Origin of the sequence: Vreelandella boliviensis LC1 (assembly GCF_000236035.1) — a bacterium.
In the GTDB taxonomy this organism is placed as follows: Bacteria; Pseudomonadota; Gammaproteobacteria; order Pseudomonadales; family Halomonadaceae; genus Vreelandella; species Vreelandella boliviensis.
The window spans coordinates 163,318-187,726 of sequence record NZ_JH393257.1 but is presented as its reverse complement, the minus strand read 5'-3'; the positions used below and the strand labels follow the sequence as shown (position 1 = coordinate 187,726).

General features: G+C 55.8%; 21 protein-coding genes. 16 read left to right on the top strand and 5 right to left on the bottom strand.

The window, feature by feature from the left end:
* Positions 1 to 28: 28 nt before the first annotated feature.
* Together KUC_RS00815 and KUC_RS00810 are read right to left on the bottom strand one after the other, a co-directional pair.
* Complete coding sequence (locus KUC_RS00815; RefSeq protein WP_007111158.1) at positions 29 to 697, bottom strand: 2OG-Fe(II) oxygenase; 669 nt, start codon at positions 695 to 697, stop codon at positions 29 to 31.
* Positions 694 to 1,365, bottom strand: a complete 672-nt coding sequence (locus tag KUC_RS00810; RefSeq protein ID WP_176459033.1) for a CoA pyrophosphatase — start codon at positions 1,363 to 1,365, stop codon at positions 694 to 696. Before KUC_RS00810 ends, KUC_RS00815 begins: the two co-directional genes overlap by 4 nt.
* Positions 1,366 to 1,459: 94 nt before the next feature.
* On the opposite strand from KUC_RS00810, the gene KUC_RS00805 reads away from it, so the two are divergent.
* Complete coding sequence (locus KUC_RS00805) at positions 1,460 to 2,017, top strand: NUDIX hydrolase (protein ID WP_007111156.1); 558 nt, start codon at positions 1,460 to 1,462, stop codon at positions 2,015 to 2,017.
* 28 nt (positions 2,018 to 2,045) lie between these two features.
* On the opposite strand, the gene KUC_RS00800 is transcribed toward KUC_RS00805, so the two are convergent.
* Positions 2,046 to 2,357, bottom strand: coding sequence for a YqfO family protein (locus tag KUC_RS00800; RefSeq protein WP_007111155.1), 312 nt, complete (start codon positions 2,355 to 2,357; stop codon positions 2,046 to 2,048).
* Between the two features lie 138 nt (positions 2,358 to 2,495).
* Here KUC_RS00800 and KUC_RS00795 point away from each other — a divergent pair, with 138 nt between their 5' ends.
* The 11 genes from KUC_RS00795 (at position 2,496) to KUC_RS00745 (ending at position 14,441) form a co-directional block, all read left to right on the top strand.
* The gene (locus KUC_RS00795; RefSeq protein WP_040480073.1) at positions 2,496 to 3,446 is read left to right on the top strand and encodes a sugar-binding transcriptional regulator; all 951 of its coding nucleotides are present in this window, start codon (positions 2,496 to 2,498) and stop codon (positions 3,444 to 3,446) included.
* 173 nt (positions 3,447 to 3,619) lie between these two features.
* Positions 3,620 to 4,939 carry an ABC transporter substrate-binding protein gene (locus KUC_RS00790; protein WP_007111153.1) on the top strand — a complete coding sequence of 440 codons (1,320 nt, stop codon included), beginning with the start codon at positions 3,620 to 3,622 and terminating at the stop codon, positions 4,937 to 4,939.
* Between the two features lie 67 nt (positions 4,940 to 5,006).
* Positions 5,007 to 5,897 (top strand): carbohydrate ABC transporter permease, encoded by an 891-nt coding sequence (locus KUC_RS00785; protein ID WP_007111152.1) that lies wholly within the window; start codon positions 5,007 to 5,009, stop codon positions 5,895 to 5,897.
* Positions 5,898 to 5,926: 29 nt separating this feature from the next.
* On the top strand, positions 5,927 to 6,793 hold the full coding sequence (locus tag KUC_RS00780) for a carbohydrate ABC transporter permease (RefSeq protein ID WP_040479087.1): 867 nt from the start codon (positions 5,927 to 5,929) through the stop codon (positions 6,791 to 6,793).
* 12 nt (positions 6,794 to 6,805) lie between these two features.
* Positions 6,806 to 7,957, top strand: coding sequence for an ABC transporter ATP-binding protein (locus KUC_RS00775; RefSeq protein ID WP_007111150.1), 1,152 nt, complete (start codon positions 6,806 to 6,808; stop codon positions 7,955 to 7,957).
* Complete coding sequence (locus tag KUC_RS00770) at positions 7,954 to 8,634, top strand: HAD family hydrolase (RefSeq protein ID WP_007111149.1); 681 nt, start codon at positions 7,954 to 7,956, stop codon at positions 8,632 to 8,634. Before KUC_RS00775 ends, KUC_RS00770 begins: the two co-directional genes overlap by 4 nt.
* Positions 8,635 to 8,666: 32 nt before the next feature.
* Positions 8,667 to 9,452: an L-iditol 2-dehydrogenase gene (locus KUC_RS00765; RefSeq protein ID WP_007111148.1), complete on the top strand. Its 786-nt coding sequence runs from the start codon at positions 8,667 to 8,669 to the stop codon at positions 9,450 to 9,452.
* A gap of 88 nt (positions 9,453 to 9,540) precedes the next feature.
* Entirely contained in the window at positions 9,541 to 11,028 is a 1,488-nt protein-coding gene (locus tag KUC_RS00760) for a mannitol dehydrogenase family protein (RefSeq protein ID WP_007111147.1), read from the top strand.
* Positions 11,028 to 12,518: a xylulokinase gene (xylB, locus tag KUC_RS00755; protein WP_007111146.1), complete on the top strand. Its 1,491-nt coding sequence runs from the start codon at positions 11,028 to 11,030 to the stop codon at positions 12,516 to 12,518. The genes KUC_RS00760 and xylB overlap by 1 nt, the downstream gene beginning before the upstream one ends.
* A 34-nt stretch (positions 12,519 to 12,552) precedes the next feature.
* Complete coding sequence (gene tal / locus KUC_RS00750; protein ID WP_007111145.1) at positions 12,553 to 13,506, top strand: transaldolase; 954 nt, start codon at positions 12,553 to 12,555, stop codon at positions 13,504 to 13,506.
* A 92-nt stretch (positions 13,507 to 13,598) separates the two neighbouring features.
* Positions 13,599 to 14,441 (top strand): fructosamine kinase family protein, encoded by an 843-nt coding sequence (locus tag KUC_RS00745; protein WP_007111144.1) that lies wholly within the window; start codon positions 13,599 to 13,601, stop codon positions 14,439 to 14,441.
* Between the two features lie 20 nt (positions 14,442 to 14,461).
* On the opposite strand, the gene cynS is transcribed toward KUC_RS00745, so the two are convergent.
* Positions 14,462 to 14,902, bottom strand: a complete 441-nt coding sequence (cynS, locus tag KUC_RS00740; RefSeq protein WP_007111143.1) for a cyanase — start codon at positions 14,900 to 14,902, stop codon at positions 14,462 to 14,464.
* Positions 14,903 to 14,963: 61 nt separating this feature from the next.
* The gene (locus KUC_RS00735; protein ID WP_007111142.1) at positions 14,964 to 15,776 is read right to left on the bottom strand and encodes a formate/nitrite transporter family protein; all 813 of its coding nucleotides are present in this window, start codon (positions 15,774 to 15,776) and stop codon (positions 14,964 to 14,966) included.
* A gap of 368 nt (positions 15,777 to 16,144) precedes the next feature.
* Between KUC_RS00735 and KUC_RS00730 the strand changes: the two genes are divergently transcribed.
* The 4 genes from KUC_RS00730 (at position 16,145) to KUC_RS00715 (ending at position 24,268) form a co-directional block, all read left to right on the top strand.
* Complete coding sequence (locus tag KUC_RS00730) at positions 16,145 to 18,103, top strand: sigma 54-interacting transcriptional regulator (RefSeq protein ID WP_007111141.1); 1,959 nt, start codon at positions 16,145 to 16,147, stop codon at positions 18,101 to 18,103.
* A 167-nt stretch (positions 18,104 to 18,270) separates the two neighbouring features.
* Positions 18,271 to 19,731: a TolC family outer membrane protein gene (locus KUC_RS00725; RefSeq protein WP_040479085.1), complete on the top strand. Its 1,461-nt coding sequence runs from the start codon at positions 18,271 to 18,273 to the stop codon at positions 19,729 to 19,731.
* A 77-nt stretch (positions 19,732 to 19,808) separates the two neighbouring features.
* Positions 19,809 to 21,080: an efflux RND transporter periplasmic adaptor subunit gene (locus KUC_RS00720; RefSeq protein WP_040479084.1), complete on the top strand. Its 1,272-nt coding sequence runs from the start codon at positions 19,809 to 19,811 to the stop codon at positions 21,078 to 21,080.
* Complete coding sequence (locus KUC_RS00715) at positions 21,080 to 24,268, top strand: efflux RND transporter permease subunit (RefSeq protein WP_007111138.1); 3,189 nt, start codon at positions 21,080 to 21,082, stop codon at positions 24,266 to 24,268. The genes KUC_RS00720 and KUC_RS00715 overlap by 1 nt, the downstream gene beginning before the upstream one ends.
* Positions 24,269 to 24,409 lie beyond the last annotated feature (141 nt).

Sequence of the window (24,409 nt, the reverse complement as noted above, 5' to 3'; positions counted from 1 at the left end):
GGGTTAGCCTGTTAGGGCGCTGAAAATGCTAGCGTGCTGGATCAAGCACGCCACCCAGTGAGGCATTGCGCCGAAACCAGCCCGCGATGCTAGTACGTGGGCAGCGGGTAGGTAGCACTTCGTGGGGAATGGTTTCAGATAAGAAACAGGCGAAGGTGCCCGCTTCGGGTACCACGCGTGCGACCTCTTGGCTGGGGTCGTCAGGGTGGTAAATCACCATTTCGCCGCCACCGTCGCTGGGCCAGTCGGGCGTCAGATAGCCAACGGTTGAGATGACACGGTTGGCACGACCGCGAAAGCTATCCAGATGGCGTTGATAAAAAGCGCCCGGTGGGTAGTGGGCAAAGTGCGCTTCGTACTCAAATAAGCCCAAAAACAGCGCGTGGTTAAGCGCCTGCTGCAGTTCGCTCATGGCGTCCAGGTACCGCCTCTGGGCGGCGCTTTCCCGATCAAGCCAGTGAATAGCGTCGCTGCGGATATCTTTACGCAACAGGTGCTGTTGGCCGCGGCCAATACCGGCTTCATCCAGTCCGTTATAGGCCGCTCGGTGTAGAAGCTCATTATTCAGCGCGTTGCATAGTGTCAGGTCAATAACCCCGCGCCCCACATACCAGCCCTGCTCGACCAGCGCATCGACAAGTGCGACCTGCGTCGCGGGCTGAAGCGCAGGTGACGACGTTGCAACACTGGGAGTCATTGGTTGGATCTCGATGGCGCTGAGCCGGTAGCGGCCGGGGAGGGTTTAGAGAGTCGGCTTTTACGTTCTGGATAGTGGCGCAGCGGCCCTTGAGGGCGCTGATATAAATCAATCGGCATACCGAAGCCCTCGGCCAGCAATTCCACCAGCATCATCGCCGAGAGGCCCCAAATCACATGGCCTTCTACGTGATAACTGGGCACGTAGTGGGCAACGCCATCCACAGTAATCACATCGGTGTGGGTACGGTGATCGTTCAGAAAGTGACTCAGCGGTACTTCAAAAATGGCGTCTAGCTCGCCGGGGTCGGCAATCAACGGTAAATCTGGCGGAATAATGCCTACCCAGGGGGTAACGCGAATACCATGTAGCGAAATGACATCCGACAGCCGCCCCAGGGGTTGCACCAGGCCGGGGTCGAGGGCAATCTCTTCTTCTGCCTCGCGCAGTGCCGTGGCGTAAAGGTCGACATCAAAGGACTCGCGTTTGCCGCCTGGGAACGCCACCTGGCCGCTATGGGTGTTCAAATGGCTGGCACGGCGGGTAAACAGTAAAGTAGGCGCTGGGCGCTCGACAATCGGCAACAGCACGGCGGCCTCGGGCATCACGATGTGATCCAAGCGTTGAGGAGTTAGCTGTTGCAGCTGTTTACGCAGTTTCTCTAACATGGGGCATCCAGTTACTTTGTTCTCTTTTACCCAGCAGCGGTCGTTGACGTCAAGCGCGTCGAGGCTTCTATTCACCAGCCGTTGAGAATACGCGATGAATTTTTGCAGCCAGTGTGGTGATAAAGTACGTTTTGCCGTCCCGGAAGGCGATGACCGCCCACGCTACCTGTGCGATGCCTGCGGCACGATTCACTATCAAAATCCACGCATCGTGGCCGGTACGCTACCCGTTAGCGGTAGTAAAGTGCTGCTCTGTAAGCGCGCTATTTCACCGCGCAAAGGCTACTGGACGCTGCCTGCTGGCTATATGGAAAATGCCGAATCGACTCAGCAGGCGGCCTCCAGAGAGACCCGTGAAGAGGCTTGTGCTGAGGTTGAGCTAGCCAACCTCTACACGCTAATTGACCTGCCGCATATCAATCAGGTGTATATGATTTTTCGAGCCGAATTAATCGGTGGCTTCAGTGCCGGGCCGGAGAGCCTGGAAGTCGCGCTGTTTGAAGAGCATGAAATCCCCTGGGATGAATTAGCCTTCACCACCATCGAGCGCACGCTACGTCACTTTTACGCTGACCGCGCCCTCAATGAGTTTCCGCTGCATATCAGCATGGTGACCCCCGAAGACCGCGAGCGCTATTTTGGCAGCGCGTGAGTCATTAGCATCCCGGCGGAAAAACCACTTACATATCGGCCAACTGCCACACATCATAAGCGACTTCTTCGTAGGGGTGGGCAAGTTTCAAGGCCGCGATGGCGCCGTGAATATGCGCTTCATCGCACAGCAGCTCGACTTTGAACTCTTCGACCTTTTCCAAATTGCCCACTGAACCGATATGCGGGTGGGCGCCCTCGGTTGGGCGAAACTGCCCCGTACCACGGGTTTGAAAACAGACATTCTCGTATGCACCCATACGGCCGGCACCGGCTTCAAACACCGCCTGCTTAACGCTTTCGGCATCTTCTATGGGGACAAAAAAAGCGAGCTTATACATATTGTATCTCCAAGCGGACTATCCATTGTGAAACGCTGAACTCAGGCTATGTTAGCGGATAGGCGACTACTGGTCGCGGGCTTAGCTTTGTATGATGCTGTTATGAATGTTATCTACGTCTTTTATGTGAGCCGCCCTATGGATAAATTTGAGGTAAAGCTGGATCAGGCGGCCAGAGCCGCCTGGATGTCTTACATAGGTGGAATGACCCAGGATGAGATCGCCAGCCAGTTGGGTGTTTCACGTCCTGGCGTGCAGCGTTTATTGGCGTTGGCTCGCCAGGAAGGGCTTGTAAAAGTGCATATTGATCACCCAATCTCTAACTGTATGGCGCTGGGTAGCACGCTGCGCGATTACTTTGGCTTGACCTACTGTGAGGTGGTACCCGCCGATAACCACGCCGCCGACAGTGCCGCTTCCTACTTGGCAGTCGCTGCCGCCGAGCGCATTGCCCAACTGATTGAGCGCAGCGAGCCGTTGACACTGTCGTTAGGTACCGGGCGTTCGGTGCGGGCAGCGGTAGAAGCGCTTAGTCGCGTTGAGCGGCCCCAGCATCGTTTTGTGTCGCTGGTAGGTAATGTCGCCCGGGATGGCTCGGCTAACCGTTATGATGCAGTGATGGTAATGGCGGATAAAACTGGCGGTGAGCGTTTTCTTCTGCCCGCGCCAGTGGTAGCCGAGACGCTTGCTGAAAAAGAGGCGATGCTGACCCAGCGCCTCTTTAAAGCGATTGCCGATGTGGCGCGGGAGTCAGAAGCTGCGTTTATCGGCATTGGGCGCATCGACCGCCAAGCCACGCTGTTTCAAGACCATTTTATTAGTGAAAGCGAACTGGATGAATTGCTGGGTCTGAAAGCGGTAGGGGAGTTGCTTGGCTGGCCGCTGAACCGTGACGGCGAGGTGATCGACTGTTCGATTACGCGGCGGGTCACCAGTCTTCCCCTGGAGCGCTTTGGTAAGCACCATATGGTGGCCATTGCGGGAGGACATGAAAAAGCCCCGGCGATTCTTGCCGCGCTGCGCGGTGGCTGGCTGAAAGGGTTGGTCACCGACGAAGTGGCCGCTCGGCAGATTGTTGAGGCGCTCTAGGACTTCAGAACTTAGGTGCATGCACTGCAACATGCGTTAGGGGTTATAAGTTAGCGTAAAGTCTAAGCTGATCGGCTTTGCTTTTTTTTGACTTACGTACGATCATTTGTTCGATAGATGATCAATAAGATCAAGGCGACAACAATGCTAATACAAGCCCATAGGAGTTTTTTATGCGACTCGCACGTCACTTGCCCGTCACCACGCTAGCGGCCGCCATTGCCATGTCGGGCCATGCCCAGGCGCAAACCGAAATTACCGTTGCCACGGTTAACAACAATGACATGGTCATCATGCAGAGCCTCACCGATGCATTTGAAGACGCTCACCCCGATATCACCCTGGATTGGGTGGTGCTTGAGGAGAACGTGCTACGTCAGCGTATGACCACCGATATTGCCACCGGTGGCGGCCAATTTGACGTTATGACCATCGGTACTTACGAAGTGCCTATCTGGGCGGAGCGTGGCTGGCTGTCCCCGCTGGATAACCTGCCCGACGATTACAACGAAGGCGACCTGTTAGCCTCGGTTCGTGACGGCTTAAGCTACGAGGATAGGCTACACGCGCTGCCGTTTTATGCTGAAAGCTCGATGATGTACTACCGCCAGGATTTGTTTGAGAAAGCGGGTATTGAAATGAGCGAGCAGCCCACCTGGGAAGAGGTGCGTGAGTGGGCAGGCCAGCTGCACGGCAGCGAAGAAGGCTTAGCCGGTATCTGCCTGCGTGGCAAACCAGGCTGGGGCGAAAACATGGCCTTTGTTTCCACCCTGGTGAACACCTACGGTGGTCGCTGGTTTGACGAAGAGTGGAACCCTGAACTCAACTCTGAGGAGTGGGTTAACGCTATCCAGTTTTATGTCGATTTGCTCAACGACTACGGCCCGCCAGGCGCAAGCTCCAACGGCTTTAACGAAAATTTGGCGCTCTTCTCCCGTGGTAACTGTGCGATGTGGGTGGATGCCACCTCGGCAGCGGGCAAGCTGTATGACGGCAATGAATCCGATGTGGCCGACAGCTTAGGCTTTGCCCCGGCACCGGTGGCACAAACCCCTAAAGGTTCACACTGGTTGTGGTCTTGGGCGTTAGCGATCCCAGCTTCATCAGAGAACCAGGAGGCGGCGCTTGAGTTTATTACCTGGGCTACCTCACAAGAGTACATAGAACTGGTCGGTGAAACCCAAGGTTGGACCAGCGTTCCGCCAGGCACCCGTGAGTCGACCTACGCCAATGAACAGTACACCGAAGCAGCCCCCTTTGCTGACTTCGTGCTAAAGGCTATTCAGGACGCCGACCCCACCGATTCCACCCTGAAACCTACCCCCTACGTGGGTGTTCAGTTCGTCGGCATTCCAGAGTTTCAGTCGATCGGCACCCAGGTAGGCCAAACCATTGCTGCGGCGCTTACCGGTGACACCACAGTGGAGCAGGCGCTAAACAGTGCTCAGCGTGCCACCGAACGCACCATGCAGCGGGCTGGATATCTAGACTGATGGCCGCAATGCCTGCCTTGGCTAGCCAGGCGGGCATTGCCCCCACACTGTTTCTGCAGGTATTCCCATGACTAAAACACGTGCTTCCGGCCGTACCGTCGGTGGGCTGAGAACGCTGTCACTGCAAGCGCCAGCCGTGACGCTACTGCTGCTATGGATGATTGTGCCGTTAGGCATGACGCTGTGGTTCTCCTTTCAGTATTACAACCTGTTAATGCCTGGCATGACCGGCTTTGCCGGGTTGGAAAACTATGAATACCTTCTCTCCGACCCAGCCCTTTGGGCCGCCATGGGCAACACGCTGCTGCTGGTGGGTTGGGTGTTGGCGATTACCGTGGTAGGCGGCACCCTGCTGGCGGTGCTGTTCCAACAGGAGTTCGCGGGACGCGGGATCGCCCGTGTGCTAGCGATCTCGCCGTTTTTTGTGATGCCCACTGTTAGTGCTCTGGTGTGGAAAAACATGATGATGCACCCCTCTAACGGGGTGTTAGCGTGGCTGGCTGAGTCCATCGGGCTGCCCGCCGTGGATTGGTTCTCATCGCTGCCGCTGACCTCGATTGTGATCATCGTGGCGTGGCAGTGGCTGCCTTTTGCACTACTGATTTTGCTCACCGCCATGCAGTCGCTGGATGAAGATCAGGTGGAAGCGGCACGCATGGACGGGGCAGGGCCGATAGCGATTTTCTTCTTTATCACCCTGCCGCACTTAAAGCGTGCCATCAGTGTGGTGATCATGATTGAGATGATCTTTCTGTTGACGATCTTCGCCGAGATTTTCGTGACCACATCCGGTGGGCCTGGCTTGGCGACTACCAATCTGGCTTACCTGATTTACATTCGTGCGTTGCTGGATTTTGACGTAGGCACTGCTTCCGCCGGTGGGGTGATCGCGATCATTCTCGCCAATATTGTGGCGATCTTCCTGGTCCGCATGGTGGCCAAAAACTTGGAAGACTAGACCGGCACTTGTGTCTTGGGAGTACTTCGATGACAACACTAAGTTCCAAAACGACAGCGCCACGTTCGGTGTCCGGGTGGCGGTCGGCGCAAAGCAAACGCATCTTACTGACGCTCTTGGGTTGGTCGGTGGCGTTGGTGATCTTCTTTCCGATTTTCTGGATGATCCTGACCGGCTTTAAAACCGAAACCGCAGCGATTGCCGACCCCACGCTAATTTTTTCGCCCACCCTGGAAAGCTATCAGGCGGTACACGCTCGTTCAGGATATACCCGTTTTGCACTCAACAGCGTAGCGGTGGCGTTTGGCTCGACGTTCTTCGCGCTGCTGATTGCGATTCCTTCAGCCTACGCTATGGCTTTTTTACCCACGAAGCGCACCAAAGGCACCCTGCTGTGGATGCTATCCACCAAGATGCTGCCCTCGGTGGGCGTTCTGGTACCGATTTATCTGATTTTCCGCGACGTCGGCCTGCTCGACACCCGCACCGGGCTGATCATCATCTATACCCTGATGAACCTGCCGATTGTGGTATGGATGCTCTACACCTTCTTTAAAGATATGCCTAAAGACATTCTTGAAGCGGGGCGTATGGACGGTGCCTCGACCCTCCAGGAAGTATTCTTTCTACTGCTGCCGCTGACTCTTCCAGGCATCGCTTCTACCGGCTTGCTGTCAATCATTTTAAGTTGGAACGAGGCGTTCTGGAGTCTCAACCTGACGACCTCAAAAGCCGCGCCGTTAACCGCCTATATTGCCTCATTCTCAAGTCCTGAAGGGCTGTTCTGGGCCAAGCTATCCGCTGCTTCCACCATGGCGATTGCGCCAATTTTGATACTCGGTTGGATGACCCAAAAACAAATGGTACGTGGCCTGACCTTTGGTGCCGTCAAGTAAAGGATTTTCCTCATGGCAACACTACAACTGCACAATATTACCAAGCGTTTCGGCGACACCGAGGTGATCAAAGGCATCGACCTTGAGGTCAATGACCGCGAATTTGTGGTTTTCGTTGGCCCTTCCGGCTGCGGTAAATCGACCCTGATGCGCATGATCGCCGGGCTGGAAAGCGCGACTGACGGCGATATTTTAATCGACGGCCAGCGTATCAATGACGTCGGCCCAGCAGACCGCGGTCTCGCCATGGTGTTCCAGAGCTACGCGCTTTACCCGCATATGACGGTCGAGGGCAACATGGGCTTCAGCATGCGCCTGGCCGGTGTGCCCAAGGAAGAGCGGCGCGCCAAGGTGCTGGAGGCGGCCAAAATTCTGCAGCTAGAGCCGCTGTTAGACCGCAAGCCCAAAGCGCTCTCGGGCGGTCAGCGCCAACGGGTGGCGATAGGCCGTGCGATTGTACGTAACCCCAGCATCTTTCTGTTCGACGAGCCGCTCTCCAACCTGGATGCCGCGCTACGTGTGCAGATGCGCATCGAGCTGGCGCGCCTGCACGATGAGCTGGACGCCACCATGATCTACGTCACCCACGACCAGATCGAAGCGATGACCATGGCGGATAAAATCGTCGTGCTCCACGACGGCGTGGTCGAACAAGTGGGCTCGCCCATGGCGCTCTACCATCATCCGCGAAATCGCTTTGTAGCGGGTTTTATTGGCTCTCCGAAAATGAATTTTCTACCGGTGACGCTGACCCGTGTGACACCTGAAGGAGTTGTTATTCGGATGCCCGGCGGCGGTGAACGTAGCGTACTGGTCGACGGCCAGCAGTTGGAAGCCAACGCATCTCTTGAGTTGGGTGTGCGCCCTGAACACTTAGTGCTTGAAGAGCAGGGCCCGCTGAGCGGCGAGATCAAAGTGCTTGAACGCCTTGGCGGTCAAACCTCGCTCTACGTTCAAATGGACGATGAACTGATTACGATTATGGCCGATGGCGACGTGGCCTATCGGGTCAACGATACCGTGCGTTTCGGCTTTGCCCCCGAGCGCGCTCACCTGTTTGACGCAGGCGGGCAGGCCCTTTCTAGCCTACAGCAGCATCCGCTAGCGGGGCTAACCCGCCACGATAACCGCGCCCCCGGCTCGTCTTCTGAGGAGCCTGCATGAGGACGCTGATCTTTGACTGTGATGGCGTGCTGGTCGACAGCGAGGCCCTTGCTGAAGGCACGCTGGTGGAGTACCTCTCCCGCTGGCTGCCTGATCTCAATATCGACCAGGAACTTGGCCAAGCCCTGGGTATGACCACGGCGGCTATTCTCGCTCATCTCGAAGCGTTAAGCGCTCACACGCTGCCATTGGATGCCACCGAACAGGTGGATACTGCCATTGAGGCGCGACTAGCACGGGAGCTTAAAGCCATTGAGGGGGCCGATAAGGCGATTCGCAACATTGCCCTGGAAAAGGCGGTGGTTTCCAACAGCCGTCGCAGCCGCGTGTTGGCATCCTTGGCGAGCACGCGCCTGGCCGATGCATTGGGCGAGGTACCCATCTTTACCGCTGAGCAAGTAGCCAACCCCAAGCCCGACCCCGCGCTCTATCGTTTGGCAGTCTCACAGTTAGGTCAGGTGCCGCAGGACTGTTTGGTAGTGGAAGACAGCGTGGCCGGAGTAACCGCCGCCCATGCCGCAGGGATGTGTGTCATTGGTTTTGTCGGCGCCAGCCATGTGGATGCCGATCAATCGGCGCGCCTTACTCAAGCAGGCGCCTGGCGCATTTTAGAACATATGCACGGCCTTGAAGCTTTGATAGATGAGTGGCAAGCCGAAGGCCACTCGGCTAATTGATCAAGGCTTCGCAGAGTAAACCGGAGAGAACGATGAAACTAAACAACAAAATCGCGGTGATTACCGGTGGTGCTCGGGGCATCGGCTTGGCCATTGCCCAGCGCTATTTAAGCGAAGGTGCCAGCGTGGTGGTGGCAGATATCGATGGTGCAGCCATTGAAGCTGCCGTGGTAATTCTGGGCCAGCAGGCCCCCGCTGAAAAAGTCATGGGCATTGAGCTGAACGTCTGCCATCAAGCCTCGATTGACGCCATGGTGGACGCGGTAACCCGCCGTTTTGGCAGCATCGATATTTTGGTCAATAACGCTGCGATTTTCGATATGGCGCCAGTTTTTGAGGTGACCGAGGAAAGCTATGATAAGCAGTTTGCGGTTAATACCAAGGGCATGTTTTTTACCCTGCAGGCGGTTGCCCGTTCGATGGTGGACCACAGGCAAGGCGGCAAAATTATCAATATGGCCTCCCAGGCAGGTCGCCGCGGTGAAGCCCTGGTAAGCGTTTACTGCGCCAGCAAAGCCGCGGTGATCAGCCTAACCCAATCCAGCGGGTTGGATCTAATCAAACACGGAATCAACGTCAACGGCATCGCCCCAGGCGTGGTGGATACGCCGATGTGGGAAGAGGTTGATGCGCTGTTTGCTCGTTTTGAAAACCGCCCGCTCGGCGAGAAGAAGCGCCTAGTGGGCGAGGCAGTTCCGTTTGGGCGTATGGGGCTTCCCGAAGATCACACTGGCGCGGCGGTGTTTTTGGCCAGCCACGACAGTGATTACGTGGTCGCCCAGACACTCAATGTCGATGGCGGAAACTGGATGAGTTGAGGGTTAAGCCACGACTCGAATACCGATTCTGTTTACCTGCCTGCCAATATACCCATAGCGCCAAGTAGGCCTTGTCCGGAGAGCACCAATGACCCAACTCAATAACCACAACTTGGGCAATCTAAGCGCCGATGTTGGCGTACCTAGCTATGACCGCAAGACGCTCACACCCGGCATTGTGCATATTGGGGTAGGCGGCTTTCACCGCGCTCACCAGGCGATGTACCTGGATACGCTGATGAACCAGGGCGAAGCGCTGGATTGGGGGATTGTAGGTGTAGGCGTGATGCCCGGCGACAAACGCATGCAACAGGCGCTGGCAGCGCAGGATTACCTCTATACCCTGGTGGTGAAACACCCTGATGGTCAGTATGAGCCGCGGGTCATTGGCAGTATGGTGAATTACCTGTTTGCACCGGAAGAGACCGAGGCAGTGATCGAGCAGATGGCCGATCCAGAGATTCGCATTGTGTCGCTGACAGTGACCGAGGGCGGCTACAATTTTCACCCGGTGAGCGGCGAGTTCGACCTCGATAACCCCCAGGTGCGCGCCGACCTTGCCAATCCTACCCAGCCCTCCACCAGCTTTGGACTCGTGGTGGAAGCGCTCGCCCGCCGCCGTACGCGAGGTATTGCGCCGTTCACCGTGATGTCCTGCGACAATATTCAAGGTAATGGCGATGTGGCCAAACGTATGTTTGGCGCCTATGCCCAGGCGCGGGATGCGGAGTTAGGCGCCTGGGTTGCCAGCGAGGTGGCGTTTCCCAACGCCATGGTGGATCGTATTACTCCGGTGACGTCGCCCACCGATATTGATGAACTGAGTCAGCGCTTTGGATTAGAGGACGTCTGGCCGGTAGTCTGTGAACCCTTCACCCAGTGGGTGTTGGAAGATCACTTTCCCCTTGGGCGTCCGGCGTTTGATAAAGTGGGTGTCCAAGTGGTGGAGGATGTCGAACCCTACGAACTGATGAAGCTGCGGTTGCTCAACGCCAGCCACCAGGCGCTAACCTATTTTGGCTATTTAGCCGGATACCGCTACGCCCATGAGGTGTGCCAAGATCCTCTATTCGTTGATTTTTTACTGGGCTATATGCGCGAAGAGGGCACGCCGACCCTGGCGCCAGTACCGGGGGTTGATTTGGAAACCTACCGCTTAACGCTGATTGAGCGCTTCGCCAACCCGCAAATCAAAGATACCCTGGCAAGGCTCTGCGCCGAGAGCTCTGACCGTATTCCTAAGTGGCTAGTACCGGTGATTCGCCAGCAGTTGTCCCAAGGTGGCGAGATAGAGCGCAGCGCCGCGGTGGTGGCCAGCTGGGCGCGCTACGCTGAAGGAGTAGACGAGCAAGGCGAGCCCATTGAAATTGTCGATCGCTTGAAAGCGCCGCTCATGGCGATAGCCGCCGAGAACCGCCAGCGGCCAACGGCCTTTATCGAAAACCGCGAGCTGTTTGGCGACTTAATCGACAGCACCCGTTTTGTTGAAGCCTATTTAGCGGCCCTAAGTTCCCTGCACGAACGTGGCGCACGCGCTACGCTAGAGGGTCTGGCGTCATCAAAAGGAACACTGTGATGTATATCGGGGTAGATTGCGGTACCCAGAGTACCAAGGTAGTGGTGGTAGACGTTGAGCGGGGTAAGATTCTGGCTGAAGCAAGCCGCCCCCATCACCTGGAAGAGGGTGAAAATGGTCGCCGCGAACAGGCGCCCGCCGAGTGGTTAGCCGCCCTAAAAGAGGCTTTTTTTGCTGCATTGGACAAAGCCGGTGTCTCGGCGAGCCAAGTTCGCGGCATCGGAGTCTCTGGCCAGCAGCACGGTATGGTCGCCCTCGATGGCGAAGGTGTACCGGTCTATCCTGCCAAACTGTGGTGCGATACCGAGACCAGCGCCCAGAACGCTGATTTAGTTGCCCGCCTGGGTGGCGAGGCAGGCTGTTTAGAAAAGCTGGGGCTGGTGCTGCAAACCGGCTATACCGCGTCTAAAGTCGCTTGGCTGCGGGAGCGGCAGCCGGATGCGTATCGACGCATCGAGAGCCTACTGCTGCCTCACGACTACCTTAATTTCTGGCTCACCGGCGAACGCGTCACCGAGGCGGGCGATGCCTCCGGCACTGGCTACTTCGATACCCGTAAGCGCTGCTGGCAGCTGGATGTTTTTGCAGAGATAGCCCCAGAACTAGACCCCAAGCGGGTACTCCCTCGCGTGCTGGAAGCCCAGGAGTCGGTCGGTGTTGTGCGCCCGGCGGTGGCCCGCGAACTTGGGCTGGGCGAACAGGTTGTCGTCTCCTCCGGCGGCGGCGACAATATGTTGGGTGCCATTGGTACCGGCAATATTACCCCAGGGCTAATCACGCTGAGTTTAGGCACTTCAGGCACCGTGTGCGCTTACTCGGCTGCCCCTATTGAGTGCGATAACGCCATGGTTGCCAATTTCTGCTCCAGCACCGGCGGCTGGCTGCCATTGATCTGCACGATGAATGTCACTTCAGCCACTACGCGGGTACGCGAGCTGTTTGGCCTAGACTTGGCGGCGTTTGGCGAGAAGGTAGCCAGCGCGCCAATAGGCGCCGAAGGCGTGACCGTATTGCCGTTTTTCAACGGCGAGCGAGTGCCGATGCTACCCGACGCCGCAGCGGACTTCCTTGGCCTGACCAGTCTGAATACCACCCAGGCTAATGTGTGTCGGGCCGTGGTGGAAGGGGCCACTTTCGGGCTACGCTATGGGCTGGAACTGTTGGGTGATTTAACCGCCGGGGCCAGCCAGATTCGTTTGATCGGTGGCGGCGCTAACAGCCCCGTATGGCGGCAGATGGTAGCGGACATTACCGGTACCCAGGTGATTTGCCCAGAGATTACCGATGCGGCCGCGCTTGGCGCGGCAATACAGGCGGCTTGGTGTGACCAGCGTTCAGAGGGCGTCACTCTGGAGGCTCTGTGTGAGCGGCTCGTCCATTTGGATGCCAAGTCGTTGGCCGACCCACAACCAGAAAGTGTGGCCGCCTACCAACCCATTTATGCGCGTTATTGCGCAGCACTTGAACAACGTCATGGCGGCGTGAAGTGATTATTAAGCATTAATCGAATACCAAGGAGATTTTATGACCAGCCAGCTGCAACAGTTAAAGCAACATTCGCTTGTCGTCGCCGACACCGGTGATCTTGACGCTATTCGTCGTTATCAGCCTCAGGATGCCACCACCAATCCTTCGCTCATTCTCAAAGCGTTTGGTTTGGCCGGTTACCAAGGACTGATTGAGGAAGAGCTGAGCAGCGTCAAAGCCTCTGGTGGCAGCCGTGAAGAGCAAGTCAAGCATGCCGTTGACCGCCTTTCGGTGGCGATGGGCAGTGAGATTTCCGCCGTGGTGCCGGGCCGTGTCTCCACCGAAGTGGCTGCCCGTTTGTCGTTTGATACTCAGGCTAGCATTGCCAAGGCCCATGAGTTAATCGAGCTGTACGACGCCCGCGGCGTGTCACGTGACCGTGTGCTGATTAAGCTGGCCTCCACCTGGGAAGGCATTCGTGCCGCTGAGGTGCTTGAGCGTGAGGGCATTCAGTGCAACCTGACGCTACTGTTCAGCGATGCCCAAGCCCAGGCCTGCTTTGATGCCGGAGTGTTTCTGATCTCTCCCTTTGTCGGCCGTGTGACCGATTGGTATAAAAAAGAGACCGGCAACGACTACACGCCGGAAAACGATCCGGGCGTTCAGTTTGTTCAAGGCGTTTGTGAGCGTGCCAACCAAGGTGGCTACGACACTGTGGTTATGGGCGCCAGTTTCCGTAATACCGGGCAGGTACTTGCCCTGGCAGGCTGCCCACGGCTGACCATTTCGCCTGCCTTGCTGGAAGAACTGGATGCCACCGAAGGTAGCGTTGCTGCGCAAATCAAAGCGGGCGAAGGGAGTGGCAAACCTACTGAGCCGCTTAGCGAAGCCGCCTTCCGCTGGGGCCACAATCAAGACGCCATGGCCAACGACAAGCTGGCCGATGGCATCCGCCGCTTCCACGACGACCAGCTTGAGTTAGAGAGCCTGATCGATAAGCGGTTAGGCTGAAATTTGAGCGAATCCATGGCTGAAGCGCGTCGGGGTTAGGGTTCGCCCTACCCCCGACGCTGTGATGCATTTAGGTACAGGGAGAAAGTCTCATGGATGCCACCCTGAGCCAACTGTTGGAATCTATCGACTTAACCCCCGCTGGCGATTTGCAGTCGCTCAGTGGGGGTGACATTGCTGCCGTTTATCGCTTGGAGACCCAACAGGGGCAGGTGGTGATTAAGCACGACGATGCGGCGCGGCTGCGCGGTGAAGCCGAGGGGCTACAGGCTTTGCGCAGCGCCTGCGAAAAGCTTGCGGTGCCGGAAGTGCTAGGTTTATCGGAGGGTTGGCTGGTCATTGAGTCACTGGACACAGTGCCCTGTGGGCCGCAGAGCTCTGCAGCGCTTGGTGAAGGGCTGCGCGGCTTGCACGGTGTGATTGGCGATGCCCACGGCTGGCATCAGGATAATGCCTCTGGGCGCACGCCCCAGCCCAATGCACCGCTCAGTGACGGGCGGGCCTTCCAGCGCGAGCGGCGTTTATTTCCTCTATGTGAAGCGTGTTACCAGCAAGGGCTGTTAGATAGCGAACTGCGAGGGCGTATCGAGCGCTTAGCCCAGGATTTAGAACACTGGTTGCCGGATGCACCGCCCAGCTTGCTGCATGGTGATTGTTGGTCCGGGAATGTGCTCTTCACGACAAAGGGGCCAGCGATTATCGATCCAGCGGTGTATCGCCACTACCCGGAAGTAGACCTGGCGATGCTGACGCTATTTGGTTCGCCGGGACAGGCATTTTTTGACGCCTACTGGAACGGCGACGCCCCGACCGATTGGCCGAGGCGTGAAGCCCTGTTTCAGCTTTACCCACTTTTGAATCATCTGCTGCTATTCGGTGCCGGTTATCGTTCGGCAGTTGAACGCAGTGTGGCGAGGCTTGAGTCCTTCACCTGAGTCCTAACAGGGCTTACGTTTTACCAGGATTTATAAGGCAAAAATTTGCCATTCAAGGTTAATAGTACCCGGTCGCCTTTGGGGTCTTCGATTTTTTCGACTTCCATGCTGAAATCGATGGCGCTCATAATGCCGTCGCCAAACTTCTCCTGTACCACGTCTTTCAAAGTCTCTCCGTAAACGCCGACGACTTCGTACAAGCGGTAAATGAATGGGTCTTGGGGGATTGCTTCATCCCAGGCCTTGGTGGGGAAGGCCACCAAGGCTTCGGCGACATCGCTCTCTACGCCGAGGGTGTCGCAAAGCTTATCGGCAATGTCTTGGCTGGCGCTGTTCATGCCGTAGCAGGCGGAGGCCACCCATACCGGCGACATGCCCACCGCGTTGCCGATATCATCCCAGCTCATTTTTTTACGTGCTTTGGCGGCGAGCAGGGTATAACGCATTTCGAGCTTATCCATGATGGTTCTCCTTTAGAGTGGATGGGCGAGAGACGCCCTTTTTTCGACTACTAGATTTGGTTCAAGAAAAGACTTTTTTGGGCTGAGTACGGACGTGGGTGGTGTAGAGAACCAAACCAACCAGGGTCAGGCCGCCTACCAGATTACCCAGTACTGTGGGGATTTCGTTCCACATAATGTATTGGTACAGAGTGAAGTCAGCGCCCATCATGAGGCCAATCGGGAACAAGAACATGTTGACCACGGAGTGCTCAAAACCGAGATAGAAGAAGACAATAATCGGCATCCACATGGCCATGATTTTGCCGGAAACCGTTGTGGAGATGGCGGCGCCCACCACGCCCATGGATACCATCCAGTTACAGAACATGCCCCGCAGAAAAAGCACGATCCAACCGGCAAGTCCCGCCTCCTGGTAACCCACTGTGCGGCTTTCACCGACGGTCATCATCGTTTGGCCGACAGCGTTGATCTCTTCAGTGCCGCCCATGGTGAAGTTCAGGTAGCCGAAGGTTGCAATAAACAGGGCGCCCCCGAGATTACCGAGCCCCACCAGCGCCCAGCACTTGAGCATTCGGGGTAGTGTGACGCCAGGCCGCTTGTCGAGCCATGCAAGAGGCACCAGCGTGAAAACCCCGGTGAGCAGGTCATATCCCATCAGATAAAGCATCACAAAGCCGACCGGAAAGAGCAGCGCCCCGATCAGAAAGTTGCCTGTTTGGGTCGCGATAGTGATGGCAAAAATAACCGCCAACGCAAGGGTCGCCCCCGCCATAAAGGAACGGATAAGCGTATCCCGGGTGCCCATATAGACTTTGGACTCACCCTGGTCCACCAGCTTGGTGACAAATTCACTGGGCATTAGATAAGACATAAGTATGTCTCCTGTGTCATTTCGGTTAATTAACGCCTAACCCAAGAGTTTTAGTGTTTCCTGCTAAGAGCAATAAATAGGAGCAATAGAACCGATGGCTGCGCCGTCCTGGTGCAAAAGAGATTAAGCGTGTGGCGCTATCGCACTATCCACCTAACCTTTGCTATTTGCGTGCCAACCCGCGCGTAATGTTTTTAATTATCTGTTTTTAATGGATTAATTAATTTATTCGAAGATGTTTTGAGGTGCTCACCGTGTTACGGAAAATCGTAATTAACGATATTTCGTTGTTTTATTTACGAAATGCCGTAAGTGGCGCGGGAATTGAATGGTTAAGGAGAGAACACCTTGAGCCATGAGGTATGCCAATGGATGAGCAAGAACGCACTCACACCGCAGCCTTGATGGGCGGCTTCTCACCCCTGGCGATGATCGTGGTCGACCCTTTTGCCGATCAGCTACTGGGTGCTAACCCTGCCGCCTGCGAGATGCTCAATATTGATGAAGCACTCCCTCTAAAGGCGCCTTTTAGTCATCGTTTGAGTGCTTCACTGCCGCTATGGGTCAGCTTTACCGATGAGGCGTTGGACCAAAAAACCGCCTGGACGGATGACTTGGTGATACTCGATATGCTGCGCCAGCCCTACCGGGTGGAGGTTTATGCCCAGTGCATCGACGATACTGAACAGCTGCTATTAACGCTGATTGATCGTAATAAAGCCGAACAGCGGCGGGCAAAAGCAGAGCTGGGCCGCCAGCACCGCCAGGGTGAAGTGGGCTGGCAGCGAGTCGAACAGGTATTTGAGCGCATTGAGAAGCAGAACCAGCTGATTCTTAGCGCGGCCGGTGAGGGCATTTATGGTCTGGATGCCGAGGGTAAAACCACCTTTGTTAACCCCGCCGCTGAGCGCATTCTGGGCTGGAGTACCGAGGATATGGTGGGCCACGACGCACACCTCATGTTCCACCATACTCACGCTGACGGCAGCCATTTTCCAGTGCAGCAGTGCCCTATTCACGCCTCGTTTAGCGACGGCCAGGTGCATCATGTCGATAACGAAGTCTTCTGGCATAAAAATGGCGAGGCGATTCCTGTTGAGTACACCAGCACCCCCATTTTTGAAATGGGTCGTTTGGTTGGGGCAGTGGTGCTATTTCGCGATATTCGCGAGCGCAAGCGCGCTGAGCAGCAGTTGCGTGATGCCCTTGCAGAGGTGGAGTCACTCAAGCAGCGTCTGGAGCTGGAGAATGAGTACCTTCAAGAAGAGATAAAAGCGGAGCTTAACCATCGCGATATTGTCGGCAATAGCCCGGCGGTGGCAAAACTGATCCAACAGATTGAGCTGGTTGCACCGACTAGCGCCAACGTGCTGATCAGCGGCGAGTCGGGTACCGGCAAAGAGCTGATTGCCCGCGCCATTCATGCCGGTAACTCGCGCAGTGATCGACCGCTGATCCGGGTGAACTGTGCGGCTATTCCCCGAGACCTTTTTGAGAGCGAGTTTTTTGGCCATGTCAAAGGCGCCTTTACCGGCGCGGTACAGGATCGTCCAGGGCGCTTCGAGCTTGCTCACGGCGGCACGCTATTTTTGGATGAAGTCGGTGAAATTCCCCTGGAGTTGCAGAGTAAGTTGCTGCGGGTATTGCAGGATCAGCAGTTTGAGCGGGTGGGCGATAACCGTACCCGCGAGGTAGATGTTCGGGTGATTGCTGCTACTAACCGCGAACTGCGTGACATGATCGACGAGGGGCACTTTCGTGAGGATCTCTATTTCCGGCTCAACGTGTTCCCGATTGATTCGGTACCGTTGCGCAAACGAATAGAAGACGTACCGCTGTTGGCGCGTCACTTTCTACAGCGTGCCTGCCTGAAATTTAATAAGCCGGGAGTGCGCATTCCCCCCGCCCAATTGGAAATTCTTCAGCGCTACCCATGGCCGGGGAACATACGAGAACTGGAGAACATCATTGAGCGCCAAGTGATCGTGACCCAGGATCGGCGCTTGATGTTTGATGACCTGCTGTTGGGTGAGCCTCCGCGTACGATAGGTCGTACTCGTCCGGCGCCCGTGTCAGCCCAGGCCAGCGTGGAGAAAAGTGAAACACCGCTGATGACCGAACATGCGCTGGGCCAGCGCCAGCGGGAGAGCACGATTGCCGCTCTGGAGCGGGCGGGAGGTAAAGTTTCAGGAGCAGGAGGTGCGGCGGAGCTGCTTGGCATCAAGCCCACTACGCTTGCCTCGCGTCTGAATAAATGGGGCATCGATACGCGGGAGTTTCGCAAAAGAAAGTTCGATTTATCGCCAACCTATCATGCTTTGGACTAAGGTAAGCTGGAAGCGACTTGACAATAGGTTGTACACACAATTTTAGATTGTTCAAGGCTAGCATACATACATGAATGTAACTATAATGCCCATCTTTCTGAATGGTTTAATGCGCTAATTAATTTAGCACCTGCGCCATCCTGACGCTGATACCTAGAGGCAATCCCATGCGACTGGCACACTGGGCAGTCAATGCCCCTTTACGACCCCTAATGTTAGCGGTATTCGCCGCTTCCTTTGTTTTGCCTGCTCAAGCTGCCGACCTCATCACGATTACCCGTGATGCGTTGGACAATAACGCTGAGCTCGCCTCTGCGCGTTCAGAGTATTTGGGCGTTGAAGCTGGCAGAGATATTGCTCGAGGTGGTTTGCTCCCCCAAATCAACGCGTCGGGCACCGTGGCGCATAATGAACAGTATGAAAGTCAGGGTTCAACCCGGGCGGGAGCAAATGCTGGCCAGGATGCGGGTGCCGGTGATGACCGTTACAACACCGTATCGCTCTCCTTGGAAGCCACCCAGGCGCTTTATGATGAAGTGACCCGCCGACAAGTCACCCAGGCCGAGCGCCAGATTGACCAGCAGGTATATCTACTAGCGGCTACCGAGCAGCAGTTGCTAATTGATGTGGCCAGCGCCTATTTCGACATTCTGCGTGCTTACGAAGTCCTAGAAGCGCGTTTTGCTCAAGAGCGGGCCATTGGTCGTCAGCTTGAGCAGGCGGGCGAGCAGTTTGAGGTGGGTTTGATTGCGATTACCGAAGTCGAAGAGGCTCGCGCTACCTTTGACCAGTCGCGTGCTGACCGGATTGCCGCTGAGAGCAATCTACAGGTGGCTTTTGAGGCCCTAGAGCAGTTGACCGGCCAGCGCTATGCCAGCATCGAAGCGCTGGGTGACAGCATGCCGGTTGCCCTCCCCGAGCCAAGCAGCCGCGACTACTGGGTAGAGCAAGCCCTTGAGCTTAATCCGCAAGTATTGGCCCAGCAGGCGGGCATTGAGGTTTCCCGTAGCGGCGTAGACATTGCTCGCGCGGGTCGTTTGCCTACCCTGCAAGCCTTTGGTAAATATCAATATGGCGACAGTGATATTGATAACACCACCGGGAATGATTCCTCTAGCCAGGTGGGTATAAGCGCCAATTTACCGATCTATACCGGCGGCAGTACCAGCGCCAGCATCCGCCAAGGGACTTATCAACTGGAAAGCAGCCAGTATAATTTCGAGTCTCAGCGTCGCTCGTCAATTCAGCAGGTACGCTCGCTGTATACCCAAGTCAGCAACGATGTGGAAACCGTCGAGGCTCGGGAGCAAGCCATCGTGTCTAACCGAAGTGCGTTGGAAGCCACCCGAGCTGGTTACGAGGTCGGCACCCGCAATATTGTCGATGTTTTGAACGCTGAGCAGAATTTGTATAACGCTATCGCCAACTACGCCGAGGCTCGCTACGACTATGTGGTGAATCTGCTCTCGCTGCGTCAGCAGGCCGGTCGCCTGGATGTAGACGCCATTGAGGAAGTCAATGCGTGGTTAACCGGTGATGAGGTGAACTTTACCTTGCCCGAAACCAGCGGCAATGACCGCTATGAACCCGCGCTCAACATCGGTGCGCCGCCCCAGCCTGGCACGTAATTGCCCGTCGGTTGGAAATGATCCAGGTGCGCATGTGTGCTATCGGTCACCTTAAAAAATATATGGGAACTCAACGTATGATGAAAATGATTCACTCACACCGAGCGAGTCTGGTGACGCTGTTAGCCGCGCTGGCACTCGCGGCCTGTGGTCAAGAGCAAACAGAGGCGCCCCAACAAGGTGCCCAGCAAGAATCACCGGCCCACAAAGTCGAAGTGGCGGAAATGGTCCGTCAGGATATCCCGCTAAATAAATCGTACCCTTCGTTGCTGCGCAGTGATGATGAAGTCACCTTGGTTGCCCGTGTAAACGGTTTTCTGGAGGAGCGCCACTTCGAACCCGGCCAGTTGGTGGAGGAGGGCGATAGCCTTTATACCATCGAGCCAGATCTTTACCAGGCAACTGTTAATCAGCGTGAAGCTGACCTGCAAAGCGCCCGTGCTGAACTTTCTCGCGCCCAACGCGATGCCCAGCGTTTCGAACAGCTGCTAAGCCAAAACTCGGTCAGTCGTCAGCAGTATGACCAGGCGTTGGCCGACCAACGGGTCGCCCAGGCGAGCGTTGCGCAAGCAGAGGCTGCCTTAACCAGCGCCAATCTGGATCTAGGCTATTCCCAGGTGACTGCCCCTGTCTCGGGCATGATCGGGTTGAGCCAAATTAACGTAGGTAATCTGGTTACCTCCGGAACGGAACTGGCCACGATCACCCCGCTGGATCCGCTTGAAGTGCGTTTCCAGTTGCCCCAGCGTGATGCTTTTGAGCTACGTCGCCAATTGAGTGACGGCGGTGATACCTCGGATATTCGTGCGCGGTTGAGCATCCCAGGCGTAAGTGGCGGCAGCGATTCTGAACTGGAAGGGCATTTAGACTTCCTGGGCTCGCGGGTCGATAGCGGCACCAGCACCGTACAAGCGTCAGCCACCTTTGAAAATCCCGACACAAGCATACTGCCTGGGCAATTTGTGCGTGTGCGTATTGAGGGCCTAAAGCGCTTTGACGTAATAGCAGTGCCTGAGATCGCGGTGACGCAAGGATTGATGGGCCCGCAAGTGTTTGTCCTGGATGAAGATAACAAAGCCCGCGAAAGGACTGTTTCCTTAGGCGAAGTTGCTGGCCCTTGGCAGTTGATTCGTGAAGGCATTGAGCCAGGCGATCGGGTAATTGTCGGCGACCCGGCGGGTTTGCAACCGGGCATGGTGATTGATCCCCAGCCGTTTAGTGGCGATGCGGAGGCAGTGGTCGAAGAGGCCGAGCAAGAAGAAGCGCAAGAGCAGGCAGAAGCGGCGCAACAGATGGAAGAGGGGGCTACCGATAGCCAGCCCGCTGAAGGGGAAGAGGGTGCGCAATAATGAATTTCTCTAACTTCTTCATCAGCCGCCCGATATTTGCCACAGTACTGGCGATTATCGTGACGCTGGTGGGCGTGATGTCGATGCGCATTCTGCCCATTGAGCAGTACCCCAGCGTGGTGCCGCCCACGGTCTCGGTTCAGGCGCAGTTCCCTGGTGCGGATGCGGAAACCGTGGCGCAAACAGTGGCAGCACCCATCGCAGAAGCCATTAACGGCGTTGAGGACATGCTCTATATGACCTCAAACAGCGCTGATAATGGCACTATGAGCCTGAGTGTGGCGTTTAACATCGGCACGGATGGTGACATTAACACCATCAATGTTAACAACCGGGTTCAGGGGGCGCTTTCGCAGTTACCTGAAGCCGTGCAGTCACAAGGTGTCACCGTTGAGCTGCGCTCGGATTCTATTTTGATGTTTATAGCGTTGACCTCGCCTAGTGGCGACTACGACAACATCTATATGCAGAACTACGCCACGCTGAACGTGCTCGACGAACTGCGTCAGGTGCCGGGGGTGGGTAACGCCGCAGTGCTAGGTGGCGGGGAGTTCGCCATGCGAGTCTGGATGGATCCGGACAAGTTGGCCCAGTACGACCTGACGCCCAGTGAAGTGGCCAGCGCGATTAGGGCGCAAAATACGGAAGTGCCTGCAGGCAATTTGGCATCGACGCCGCAAAGTGAGCCGCGCGCGTACACTTATACGATTACCGCAGGCGGCCGTCTTAATGATGTCGACGATTTCCGTAATATTTACCTACGTACCAATAGCGATGGTTCTTCATTGCGCTTGGAAGATGTAGCGCGGATTGAGCTTGGGGCCTCTTTCTACGGCGTTGACGCACGTTTGAACGGCTCCACCATGACGCCGATTATTATCAACCAGCAGCCCGGTGCCAACGCGCTGGCTACGGCTGAAGGCGTGCGAGCCACCATGGACGAGCTGGCCGAGAGGTTTCCGCCTGGGCTTGAATATGTTGCTCCTTACGACACTACGTTGTTTATAGATGCATCGGTTGAGACGGTTCTACACACCTTTGTTGAAGCCTTCCTGATCGTTATCGTCATTTTGTTTATTTTCCTGCAGAACTGGCGTTTCACCGTGATTGCCATGTCGGTGGTGCCGGTCGCAGTGGTGGGCACTTTTGCCGGTTTCTACATGTTTGGCTTTTCGATTAACCTGTTAACGCTATTTGCGCTGGTGCTATCGATAGGCATCGTGGTCGACGATGCTATCCTGGTCGTAGAAAACGTCGAACGCGTGCTGAGCGAAGAGGAAGATATCAGTGTGCGTGACGCCACCATCCGGGCGATGAAAGAAGTCGGTGGACCGGTCATTGCAACCTCACTGATCATGGCTGCGGTGTTTGTACCGGTGGCTTTTCTGGGTGGCTTTACTGGGCAGATTTACCAGCAGTTTGCGATCACCGTGGCGATCTCGGTGGCCATCTCGGCGTTAATGGCGTTGACCTTTACGCCCGCCCTATCTGCGATTTTTATCAAACATAAAATTGCCGGGGCCGGTCAAACCAAGTTTAAACGCGCCTTGAATACACCGCTACGCCTGTTTGACCGGCTGTTTGCGGGCATCACCGCTGCTTACATGTGGCTAGTGAAAGGCTTGGTGAGGTTTTGGGTGTTGGCGCTGGCACTCACGGTACTCACCGGGGTGGGCTCGTATTGGCTATACGCTAATACGCCTTCAACACTGGTGCCAGAGACGGATCAGGGGGTCGTGCTGGTAAGCGTCTCACTGCCTGATGCCGCGTCACTGGATCGCACCCAACGCTATATGTCGAAACTCAGTGCGGCGATTGAAGATATCCCCGGTGTGGAATACTCCTCAGCGGTGGCGGGCTATGACATTTTGTCGAGTGCCGTTAACACTGCTCGGGGGGTTATGTTTATAAACCTAAGCCCTTGGTCTGAGCGTGAACTGACTGCCACCGAACTCGTTGGGCGCATTATGGGGCTGGGGGCCAGTATTGATGGTGGCTCTGCGATGGCCTTTAATTTGCCACCGATCATGGGGCTTTCGACCACGGGTGGTTTTACGGGGTATTTGCAATCATTTGATGGTGCATCGACTCGTGAACTCTATCAAGCCTCGCTGCAAATCATGCAGAAGGCCAACCAACATCCAGCGTTGAACCGGGTGTTCACCACCTTTAACGTTAATGTGCCGTCCTACCGTGCCAATATCGACCAGCAGAAAGCGTTAAGTTACGGCGTTGCACTGGAAAATATTAACTCGGCCCTGTCCAATACATTTGGTAACGGCTTTGTTAACTACTTCAGCTATCAAAACCGTAATTTCCAGGTGTATCTGCAAAACGAAGCTGAATTCCGCAAAACGCCAGAAGACATCAACAGCGTTTATGTTCGTGGTGGAAATGGCGAACGTATACCGCTTTCTGAATTTGTCGAGCTTGAGCGCCAAACCGGTCCATCAGTCGTATCGCGCTTTGGGGTTTACGCTGGCGCTATGTTCCAGGGAGAACCCGCTGCTGGCTACAGTTCCGCTCAGGCGATAGAAGCGATGAACGAGGTGGTGCAAGAAACACTGGGCGATAACTGGGGGATGGGTTGGACCGGTACAGCTTATCAGGAGTCCAACATGGGCAGTGCCGCGACGCTGGCTATTGTCTTCGGGCTGTTGATGGTGTTCCTGATTTTGGCAGCTCAGTATGAGAGCTGGTCGTTACCGCTTGCGGTACTCACCGCAACACCCTTTGCTTTCCTGGGAGGTATTGGGGGCATTGTATTGCGCGGGCTGGATACCAGTGTGTATGTGCAGATCGGTATGCTGGTGGTGGTCGGACTTGCCGCGAAAAACGCTATTCTGATCGTAGAATTCGCCGAACTTCAGCGTAAAGAGCAGGGTAAAACGATTCGTGAAGCGGCGATTACTGCAGCAGAGCTGCGTTTCCGGCCGATTGTAATGACCTCCTTGGCATTTATCTTCGGTACCCTGCCGTTGGCCTTAGCCACCGGCGCCAGCGATGTGAGTAGCCACCATATCGGTACCACGGTAGCCATGGGCATGTTCTCTGTTGCCACCTTGGGTAGCCTGTTTATTCCCAGCTTCTACGCCATGATTGCGACAGCCTCTGATTGGTTGGGCCGCAAAATGAAGGGGAAAAAGCATGATTCCAATCAGACAGCGCTGGAGCACGACCAGCATTGACGCTTAGCGGTTAACTTTACCCCTTAGCGATTTATGCAGTGTGAATTGTACAAAAGGTGAGAACAGGCGGGTGTCATCTTCGGGTGGCACCCGTTTTTTTATTGTGATGACTGAGATCAAGGTAGAGGTGGCGCCCAAAAG